Genomic DNA, 11,279 nt, shown 5'->3' on the forward strand with positions numbered 1-11,279 from the left:
TCTCTTTTTCTTTTATGTTAGTTTCTGGGGTTCGCTTCCAGGCCGGCATTGATTACATCCTGCGGCAGCTGGATGGCACGGCGGGGATCATCTACTCTTAACACATCATCGCTCTGTCCGTCGCGGTTATGGGCGATTTCTATTCCGTAACGCTTGATATCCTGCCAACGCAGACCATCGTGTATCGTTTCTATGCGGCGCAAATGAAGAATACATTGGATGACTTCCATCTGATTACCTTCCGCTACCGTAAACCCTAACGGATTGATTTTCTTCTTAACCGTACGGACACTATTGTCTATCGGCATATTCTCGATAGCACCGTAAAAATCCACAATATCCTGTGTCGTCACCTGTAACCCTTGTACAGTGTGCGAAGCCAGCCAAATATTAATATCTTCTGTAGCCTTGTCCAGATTCCCTTGCAATGCATAAGCCTCGGCACGGCAAAGCAACGTTTCATCCGTCCATAAACTGACTAAAACTGTTTTACGGTATCCGATACTATTGACTTTATCCGTATAGTGGAAATAAATTCCGAACTTAGGCAAATTCATTGTTTGCTCCGGTCCCCATGCCGCTCTTCCCGGATACAGATTCGTATGAGTCCCCCATAAACCGGGAGCCCTGACCGATTCTTCTTTAAAAATTGCCTGGGTAAGTCCGTAACGGGTTCCCAAATTATAATTCCCACCATAGTAACACCAACTGGAGGTATAGGGAGAAATCAACAAATTAGCAGGCTCCGATGCAGATACATACATATCGGCACGTAAACCTCTGTCTGATGCGGCAGCATTTATGGCAGCCCAATCACGCATCGTTTTCTCCGGAGTAGCACCCAATACAATATTCGCATATTCGATAACTTTATCGTAATTGTGGTAATACAAATTAAAACGGGCAGCAAAAGCATAAGCCGCCTTGCGGTTAAAATGATACAGAGGAACGCTGTAGATTTCATCGTTAATCAACGGCAATCCTTCTTCCAAATCGGCATTGATTTTTGCGTACAATTCTTTCATTGTACCCCGTACATAATGGGGTGATACTTCCGTTTCGGGAGCTTCCGAATAAGGAATACCAAAATCTTTGTCCGCTGTCAATGGATTGTATGCCAGACAGAATACATTTGCCAGAACAAAATGTCCGTAAGCCCGGCAAAGCAACGCCTCACCACGCTGTGCCTGCAAAGAAGCGGGATTGCCCATTTCATCGATAGCGGCCAGAGCCTGATTGGCTGCCGCAATGGCACCATAACAGCCGTCCCAGAAATTTTTGGGCGAATCATTGCCGCTGCCCGTAATGTCCTGCCACAGATACGCCTCTTCCTGTACCTGCTCTCCGACGGGTTGTTTGCTTGTATTATCCATCGCATTGTCGGAAGACATTTCGGTCATCAGCACACTGGTATTCGTAGGATAAGCGGATACCAGCAAGGCTGTGACTTTACTCTCCGTATTGATTTCGGCTCTATTGTCCGGCATTGTATCCAGAAAACTGTCGCATGAACCTAACGTCATGAGAGAGCCGAGCGCTATATATAGTAAATTGTATTTCTTCATATCATTCTGTTATTTGCACTGTTAAATACCTAATTTTACCGTTAATGTAAACTGTCTCGGAACAGGAGCTGCCACACCGCCGGTGTTGTAGAACTCCGGATCCTGGCCATTTAACTTGTCGTCCGCATAAATCAGGAAGAGATTCGTCGCCTGCAATTTCAATGAGAAATCGCTTACCTTGACGGCGGACAACCAGCGTTTCGGGAAATCATACGACAATGAAATCTCTTTCATCCGGATGAAATCCCCTTTGGCTACACGGGCCGTAGAATAATTATAGGCGTTGTAGGCATAGCTCAGGTAAGAGTCGTTTGCATTCTGGCGCCGGTCGGCAATCCCCGGAATGTTCGTCCTGCTCTCGTCTCCCGATATCGTCCAGCGGTTCTTGAACTCTTTCGGCATAGCGTCCAGGTCTGAATACCTGTTGCTGAAAACCGGATCCAGACGGATGACATTCCCGAAAGAATAGGTCATGAACACATTCAGCTTCAAATTCTTGTACGTGAAGATATTGCCGAAACTTCCGGTAATGGTCGGATCGGTGGGACCTTCATACACAAGATGGTCTTTGTTGGTACGCTCCTGGAAATTGATGTCGCTGATCGTATTCACACCGTCTTCATTGATGAACGTTGGCAGACCTTCATTGTTCAGCCCCTGGAAATTCATGGAGAACAATGACCGCACCGGATAACCCGCCATGGTAAAACCGGTGCCGGTAATCATATCGATAACCCGGGCGTTGGATTCCAGCTCGGTCACCTTGTTCTTCGTTTGGGAGAAAATGAAGTCCGTACTCCATCTGAAATCCTTCGTCACGATATTGCGTGTGGACAACGTAAGTTCCACACCGTGGGAACGCATGCTCGCCACATTGGCATACTTGCTGATCTGTCCGCCAATACCCATCGTATTGATGATACCGATCAAATCGTAATTATTACGTTTATACCAGTCGAAAGACACATTGATGCGGTTCTTTAAGAAACCTATTTCCGCCCCGATATTCAACTCATGTTTCTTTTCATATGTCAGTTCGCCATTCTCCAGATCGTAAATCTGCAATCCGGATTCATTTACATTCGCAAACGGACGCCACGGATTATAACTCTGAATAACCACTCTTGAATTGGTCACGCTGGCAGGTCCCCTGTCCGCTGTCAGAGAATAAGACCCTTTCAGCGTAAAATTGGACAACGCCGGGCGCAGGCTTTCAAAGAAATTCTCTTCGTGCATATTCCATGCGGCGGAAACGTTCCATGTCGGTAACCAGCGTGCAGACCGGCTCTTGCCCAATTTGTTAGAACCTTCATACCGAATCGTACCGTTTACCGTATATTTCCCCTGCCATGAATAGGTGGCGGTTCCGAAGAAAGAAGCCGAACGGCTGCGGGTCTCGTCGAGTGTGTAATAATCGGAGCCTTCCTCATTCCCCTGCTTGAAATAAAAATAATTGTAGGCGGGAAGCTGTCCCATCTCATACTGCATGCCGACACCGTTGAACCATGTCCTTTTACGGTCCACCGCATTCAATTCCATACCTCCGAAGAAATTCACGATGTGGTCTTCATTGTACACATCGTTATAACTTACGGTAGCCCGGAAATCGTAACTGTTCATGGAATATTTCGTTTCCCGGTAGAAACCGCCGACAGGCAATACGGATACCGGCAAAGAATTAGCATTGTCGGGGTCCGTATACAACCACGGATTGGCGTCCCGCATCGTAGCGTCGTCCATCGCCCGGAAAGCCCATGCCTGGTTTGAATTGTCCCGGATCTCATGCGCCTGGGTCGTATTGGAATGCTTGTAAGCGCCCAAAGCGGACAACTCCACTTTCTGTATCGGCTTCCACTTCAATTCCCCCTGGAATTTCAAATCCACCACATCCAGATTAATGAAATTGTTATCCAGTTCGTTCAATATATTAAACGGAGCGTAATTGCGCACATAATACTCATTCGGATCCAGAGCACGGGATGTATTTAACGCATAAGAATAAGGGTTGATATCGAAATCGCGTCTCACCTCTCCGGATACCACATCCACGCTCTGACTCAGCGTACCCGGCGCTTTTTGTTTACGGTACGAACCGTTACCGATTAAATTCAAAGACAGACTGGGGAAAATATTATACAGGGCATTGATATTCGCCGTATAACGTTTCACTTCGCTTTTCTTATACCATCCCGGATCGTTCATCAAACTCAATGAAGCGTAATAAGAAGCCTTCTCCGTTCCGGACGACATACTGATGGCGTGATTCTGTGAAACGGAATTGTCGAACAATACGTCAAACCAGTCCGTATTACGGTATTCCGCCTCTCTCAGATAAGCGTTGCGGGCTTCCTGCGTATTGGCCAGACCGTACTTCCCGGAAGTCGTATTGTACGTATTGATCAGATGATACATCTTTCCGTACACACCGCTTTCCGATGCCCGGTAAGTCTCTGCCAGATTCAGGTATCCGTCTCTTTCCATTTCCCGGTAAACACCCATCTGCTCCTGCGAGTTCATGATGTTGTAATTGGCATAACTCGGTTTCAGACGCATGGAAAACTCGCCTGTATACGTTATCTTGTTGCTGCCCGCTTTTCCTTTTTTCGTGGTAACGACAATCACACCCGCCATGGCGCGTGCTCCGTAAATGGAAGTCGCGGAACCGTCCTTCAGAATCTGGAAACTCTCAATATCGTCGGCGTTCAGTCCGGCGATAGCGGAGGAAATCAGCGTCTCCGCGTCTCCCGAAGACAACGCATCCGCATCCACTTCCGTCACATCTTCCATAATCACACCGTCTACCACCCACAAAGGCTTGGAACTACCGTAAATAGACGTGGCACCACGTACACGGATTTTGGGAGCCGTACCGAACGTACCGGAAACATTCTGCACCGACACACCGGCAGCACGTCCTTCCAGGGCCCGGCTGATTTCCGCAACACCGTCCAACTTCACATTGTCTGCCGACAACTTGGTCGTCGCCCCCGTAAACAACCGTTTATCCATTTTCTGCATACCGGTCACCACCACCTCATCCAGCGTCTCGGTAGCAGACTCCAATTCTACGTTAAGATGCGTCTGGCCTTTTACAACTACCTCCAACGGCTTCATGCCGATAAAGCTGAAAACCAGCACATCATTATCATTTACGCGAAGTGTAAATTTCCCGTCAATATCCGTGGCAACTCCCGTGGAGGGACTACCTTTAATCACGACAGTCACACCCGGAAGAGGAGACTTATCGTGCTTGTCGATAACCGTTCCGGTTACCTCCCGCGTCTGCGAGAAACATATCTGCAATCCCACGAGACACAGGAATGCAAATAGTCCAATCAATTTTCTCATACATTTTAATTTTAAGTTAGACATATTTAGGCTGTTTTGTTCGTTCAATCGTTAAAATGTGTATCAAATGCGTCCGTTTTATCTTAAAGAATTTCTAAAACAGGAGGTAAAAACAGAAGTTACACATGCCTGGTAAGCATGTGATAAAAAGAGAGGAAAAAGAGAACAGAGGGGATATATAAAAAAGAGAAAAAGTTAATAAGGCGGATAAAATCATTACATAATAAGCATAAATATCCATCAAATCATGAAATTTTAAAAGAATGGAAACATGCTAAAAATCAAAAATTGCATGATACAAGATGCAATTTTTAAAAATAATGCCATTTCTATCATGCAATTTTGTTATATTTGTGCCGGATAAACAATGCACAAATATGTTAGACAGTTTATATAGAACCTTTCGGATAAGGTTGGAAAATATTTCAACCGCCTATGTACGCAATCATCATGACAAAATATTGTGGAACAGCCGTCTTATTGCCATACTCGGAGCGAGAGGGGTGGGTAAATCAACATTGATATTACAACATATCAAACTGCATGAAGACATCAGGACATCGCTTTACGTATCTGCAGACGACATCTATTTTTCAACGCACAATCTTGTAGATTTGGCCGAAAAATTTTATCAGGAAGGCGGGCAAGCCCTTTATATCGATGAGATACACAAATATCCGAACTGGTCAACAGAAATCAAAAATATCTACGATACCTATCCTGCATTGAGAATCATCTATACAGGCTCTTCCATCTTGGACTTGAAAAAAGGAGAGGCGGATTTAAGCCGGCGCAAGTTGGAATATCGCCTGCCCGGTCTTTCTTTCCGCGAATATCTGGCCATCGGCAAAGGAATCCAAATACCCGTACATTCATTGGAACAAGTATTGGCTAACAACATAGCATTCCCTTACCAAGAACACCGTCCGATAGCCCTTTTTAAAGAATATTTAAAAACAGGATATTACCCATACTTCCAGGAAAGTGGCTATTATATCCGTTTACAAAACGTCATCAATCAAATACTTGAAAACGACATACCGGGATTTGCCGATATGACCTTATCAACTTCACAAAAACTAAAAAAGTTACTCTATATTATAGCCCAAAGTGTACCATTCAAGCCCAACTATTCCAAATTAGCCCGAGACCTTGACATGAACCGCAATCTTGTTGCTGATTTGATGGTTCATCTTGAAAAAGCGCAACTTATCAACATACTGCGGGATAATACCCACGGAATCAGTTTGCTTGGCAAAGTGGATAAAATCTACCTCAACAATCCCAATCTTGCTTATGCCCTATCGGATTCAACGCCCGATATCGGCAACATACGCGAGACCATATTTCTCACGTTATTAAAAGAAACCCACTCCGTTGTCTCCTCATCCGTCGCAGACTTTCAGATAGGGACATTTACTTTTGAAGTCGGAGGGAAAAACAAAAAACAAAAGCAAATCCAGGGCATAGAAAACGCATTCATCGTAAAAGACGACATCGAATACGGCTATCAAAACGTACTCCCATTATGGGCATTCGGATTGACTTACTAATGATTTGAAGTACTCATTTAATATTTTTGCCCAAATGGGCATTTTTGTAAAGTAGACAAATAAAGAAGGCTGAATAACAAAAGTTATTCAGCCTTCTAAAGTTTAAGAAATACTATTCCTATTAAGCTTTAGGAACCGGAGTAACCGGATTATTCTCATCCGGAGAAATACCATTATTATTATTAATTTCATCTTCAGGAATTAACCACAAAAAAATTTGTGATTCTGCCGGAAGATTAAATGCAACAACTTCCGGGAAATTTGCACCGGTTCTATCCAATGGCTTTTTCAAACGCATCATATCAAAAAATGAAAAACCTTCTCCCCATAATTCAATTCTACGTTGGAACCAAATTTCATCCTGTATTTCCTCCGGAGTAGAAGCAGTGCATACATAAGAAGGATTACGGTATTCTTTTACAAAATCCTCAAGAACTTTCTTGCCGTTACCCCCACTCATTGCCAAGCCTTCCGCCTTGATAAGAATCATCTCTTCTGCCCGCATCAACGGGAAATCACAGGCATTTGTCGGATTATCGTAAATATCCTGATAAGGACCGAACTTAACATTAAGATAGGGTGCTTGCCATCCTTCCCATTCTGCAATATTCTGGTACTCTCCTTTGTAAAGGATCGCCCATTCCCAATCTACATGTGGTGTTTTTTGAGTAAAGTCCCATCCTGCGAATTCGCCTTTCTCGAAAACCGGATCAGCCAATGCCCACCAACCTTTACGGACATCTTCGTCCGGAATCTGATCATATAATTTGCTGTTTATATAACGCCCCGCATATCCCGGTGCATAACCGTTTCCGGTAAATGAACACATATGAGAAGGGAAATTTAATATTCCGGATTGTACAATATCATTGGTTTCCGTTATGATATTTCCCCAAATCCAGGCGGAAGAAGTACTATTGTTGAAAGTTGGTTTAGAAACTTGGTCTATCGTATAAGGAGTATATCCTTCCAGTGCTTTATCCGCATCTGCGGCAGCAGCAGCCCAATTTTGCATCAGCAAATTAGCACGGGCACGTAAACCGTATGCAACATTGACGTTAATCTGGCTTTTATCATCACGAGAGTTGGTTAACAAACTGATAGCTTCATTCAAATCCGTCATAATAAATTCATATACAGCCTGAACAGTCGCACGAGGATTATTTGCAGTTTCCTCTCCCGTCATATCCTCTGTCACAATCGGAACAGCCGGAGCGGACTCATGACCTTTATAGGTAAACTGATAAATTTGAACTAAATTCAAGTAAGCCCATGCACGAAATCCCAATGCCTGTCCTCTATAGCTGTCAAGAATCTCGTTATCGGAGCCGGCTTTGGCGATTTTCAAAATATCATTGGCGATTTTGATTTCACTGTAAAACATATTCCATAAAAAATATGTGAAGGATGATGTCGCCGTACGATCAGTCAATCGCATGTTATTATTATACCAATTATAGCCACTGTATTCAGAAGGAACATCCATACCGGAAGCATCAAACATCATACATGCCGAAGCAAATCCATAGTCATAGTGATTAGTACTCCCCGCCCATTCAGAGATTGCACCATACTTTATCAATGAAGAGGACAATCCTGTTATTTCCGCTTTCAATTTAGAAGGATCAGCACCTTGTATCTTATCTTTTTGCTCTTCCGTTATTGTGCCACCTTCAGGAATTTGATCCAATTCGCATGCCGTATTGCAGAATAACAATACAACTGCCGACACAATATACAAATATCTATATAGTTTCATAGTTTTACTAAATTTAAATTAGAATGTTAATTTTATGCCTCCTGAAATAGTACGAACAGGAGAATATCTCATCGCATTTACACTGGAATGTGATTGACGAGGGTCAAGACCTTTGCGTTTTGCCCACAATGCGACATTGTCTGCTGAAAAATAGATGCGTAAATTGGAGATATTCATCTTACTCAACCATGATTTCGGCAAAGTGTAACCTAATGTTATATTTGTCAAATCCAAATAATTGGAACTAATCAAGAAGCGATCGGAAGAGGCATTTGCATAAGTAGCTGTCGAATTCAACTGAGGAATATTGCTATTCGTATTAGTTGATGACCATGCCTTCAAGATGTCTTTATGCCAGTTTTGCCCTGCACTGGAACTACTGCCGTTATGCATCAAAGAGGCATAGCCGCTGTCATAGACACGTCCACCCAATTGATAAGCACAAGAAACAGAAAAATCAATGCCATAAACAGACAATGTCGTTCCGAATCCTCCGTATACAGTCGGCAACATATCGCCTGTCGCATAACGGGTCGCTTTATTCCATTCTGGTGTCGTTTCTATATTACCGGCAGCATCTTCTACGTAATAAAGGGCTTGTCCCTGGTCATCCACTCCGGCGTATTTACGTAAATAATATTGATATATAGATTCGCCTTCCCTGTAAATGGTTGAACCGGATATTAATTCCCCATCCAATTCCGGAGCTAATTCAAGCAACTTGTTTTTCATAAATGTTGCATTAGCATATATATTCCACCGAACATTGCTATTATTTACAACATCTGAATTCAAATCAATTTCAACGCCGTAATTACGCATAGAACCAATATTTTTGGGATATTCCGAATAACCGTTTGATACGGATACCGGCATATAATAAAGCATATCCGTCGTTTTACGGTTAAAATATTCAACAGAACCGTTCAATTTATTTCCGAATAAATTAAAATCAAACCCTGTATTGAACGAATAAGAAGTTTCCCACGTAATATCCTTATTTCCTTTATAAGACATACTGGTAGCAAATTCTCCATTGTTTTCTGAAATATCAAATTGGTCCTGATAAGGGTAATAATTTACATAACCGGAGGAATACAATAAGTTATCGTTCCCCTGGATACCATAACTGACTTTGAATTTCAGGAAATCGACGGCTCGACTGTTTGCCAAGAAATTCTCTTTACTCAATACCCAGGCGCCACCGAGTGAGCCGAAATTACCCCAACGGTTATCTTTGGCGAAACGAGAAGAAGCATCCCGACGATAAGATGCACTAATGATATATTTTCCGTCATAATCGTATTGTGCCCGAGCCAACCAACCTTCTGTCGAATAATTATTTGTGTAGGAAGAAATAGAAGGATTCTTTATTGCATTATTAATCTCCACTGTCGTCGGATTAAATAATTTCTCTTTGCTTCCATTCAGATATTTATATTGATATTCATAATTTTCATGTCCTATTAAGACATCAATGTTATGATGCCCAAACTGTTTTGTATAGGTCAATAATTCCTGCTGATTTATACCTCTCGTTCGAGTTGCCCCGGCATAAACAATACCGCCGACTTTTGAATATTGTCCATAATAGGCATTGTACAAGCGACTATAACGGGTATTGTCCAAATCAATACCTAAATTATAACTGAATTTCAAACCTTTCCAGATGTCGGCTGTTGCATACCATCTTCCACCAAGTACATCTGCCAAATATTGACGCTTGTCTAATCCCACCATACTGGCCGGATTGGAGCCACTCATCCAAGTTCTTTTAAAATTACCTCCAACGGTTCCGTCTCCAAAATCATATACGGTAAAACCGTTATTATCAACCATAATCGACTGGTCTGCATGTCTTGCATACATCGGATATATCGGAGCAATATAATTAGCAATATAAAATAGATTGGCAGAACTACTCCCAGCACCGCTATCCTGACTTGCAGGAGACTGCATGTCGTAATTGGTATAAGCCATATTTGTACCGATTTTCAACCAATCTTTCACTTGATAATCGACCTTTATACGACCGGTGTAGCGAGTAAATCCTGAACCTGCAATAATACCGGAATCATCCAAATAACCAGCAGACATATAATAGTTCAATTTATCACTGGCTCCGGAAATATTTACATTATATTCTTGGCGAAGATTCCCGCTATCAAATAATTCATGATACCAGTCATCCGGTTGATAATAATAAGTCCCGTCTGAATAACCTAATACTGCATTCGGATTTAATTTACCGTCCATTCCAATTAATGATTCTCCGGAAGGCAATGTATAAATCTGATAACCAACTCCTCCATTTGAATTTGTGGTCATATATCGATTCGCATAGGCATTTGCATATTCCGGTGATTTGCCTGCATCAATCTGACTATTATACATGGCAAGATAAGCTGTTTCCAAATAAGTGGCGGGACTAGTTAATACATCGTATTTAGGTACGGCACGAGAATTTGACCCCCATTTGGCATCCACATTAACAACTGCTTTACCTATACTACCTTTTTTAGTTGTAATTAATACAACTCCGTTTGCCCCTCTGGCTCCATACAAAGCATTCGATGCCGCATCTTTCAAAACCGTGGTGGATTCTATATCTGCCGTATTAATAGAAGATAAATCACCGTCATAAGGAATACCATCCACAATATAAAGCGGCGTATTGCCTGCAGCTAATGAACCGGTACCGCGTACACGAATTTTAGCAGTAGAACCCGGTTGTCCGCCATTAGCACTCGTCATCACCTGAACACCAGCAACACTTCCGGACAGAGCATTTGTGATATTGGAAACTTGTCGTTTTTCTATGGTTTTGCTATCTACTACAGCAGCAGAACCTGTAAAACTGGATTTCTTTGCCGTACCGTAAGCAACAACCATTACTTCATCCAACGCTTCGCTGGCAGACTCCAATTCTACGTTAAGATGCGTCTGGCCTTTTACATTTACTTCCAACGGCTTCATTCCGATAAAGCTGAATACCAGCACATCATCGTCATTCACACGAAGGGCGAATTTACCGTTGACATCCGTAGCCACTCC

5 protein-coding genes are annotated in these 11,279 nt (G+C 42.7%); 1 reads left to right on the top strand and 4 read right to left on the bottom strand.

The features are described from left to right. Positions 1-17 precede the first annotated feature (17 nt). Both NFR61_RS09420 and NFR61_RS09425 read right to left on the bottom strand, forming a co-directional pair. Complete coding sequence (locus tag NFR61_RS09420; protein WP_251623454.1) at positions 18-1,565, bottom strand: RagB/SusD family nutrient uptake outer membrane protein; 1,548 nt, start codon at positions 1,563-1,565, stop codon at positions 18-20. A gap of 21 nt (positions 1,566-1,586) precedes the next feature. Further along, entirely contained in the window at positions 1,587-4,913 is a 3,327-nt protein-coding gene (locus NFR61_RS09425; RefSeq protein WP_251623455.1) for a SusC/RagA family TonB-linked outer membrane protein, read from the bottom strand. 377 nt (positions 4,914-5,290) lie between these two features. Between NFR61_RS09425 and NFR61_RS09430 the strand changes: the two genes are divergently transcribed. Next, positions 5,291-6,466: an ATP-binding protein gene (locus tag NFR61_RS09430; protein ID WP_251623456.1), complete on the top strand. Its 1,176-nt coding sequence runs from the start codon at positions 5,291-5,293 to the stop codon at positions 6,464-6,466. 121 nt (positions 6,467-6,587) lie between these two features. Here the strand turns inward: NFR61_RS09430 and NFR61_RS09435 are convergent, their stop codons facing one another. Next, positions 6,588-8,225 carry a RagB/SusD family nutrient uptake outer membrane protein gene (locus NFR61_RS09435; RefSeq protein WP_251623457.1) on the bottom strand — a complete coding sequence of 546 codons (1,638 nt, stop codon included), beginning with the start codon at positions 8,223-8,225 and terminating at the stop codon, positions 6,588-6,590. Positions 8,226-8,243: 18 nt separating this feature from the next. Further along, positions 8,244-11,276: a SusC/RagA family TonB-linked outer membrane protein gene (locus NFR61_RS09440; RefSeq protein ID WP_420910117.1), complete on the bottom strand. Its 3,033-nt coding sequence runs from the start codon at positions 11,274-11,276 to the stop codon at positions 8,244-8,246. Between the last annotated feature and the right edge of the window lie 3 nt (positions 11,277-11,279).

This window comes from Odoribacter lunatus, assembly GCF_943193135.1.
Classification (GTDB): Bacteria; Bacteroidota; Bacteroidia; order Bacteroidales; family Marinifilaceae; genus Culturomica; species Culturomica lunata.

Excerpts from the sequence above, each read along its gene's own strand:
- NFR61_RS09425 (WP_251623455.1), bottom strand. The coding sequence starts at position 4,913 with ATGAGAAAATTGATTGGACTATTTGCATTCCTGTGTCTCGTGGGATTG.
- NFR61_RS09430 (WP_251623456.1), top strand. The coding sequence starts at position 5,291 with ATGTTAGACAGTTTATATAGAACCTTTCGGATAAGGTTGGAAAATATT.
- NFR61_RS09435 (WP_251623457.1), bottom strand. The coding sequence starts at position 8,225 with ATGAAACTATATAGATATTTGTATATTGTGTCGGCAGTTGTATTGTTA.
- NFR61_RS09420 (WP_251623454.1), bottom strand. The coding sequence starts at position 1,565 with ATGAAGAAATACAATTTACTATATATAGCGCTCGGCTCTCTCATGACG.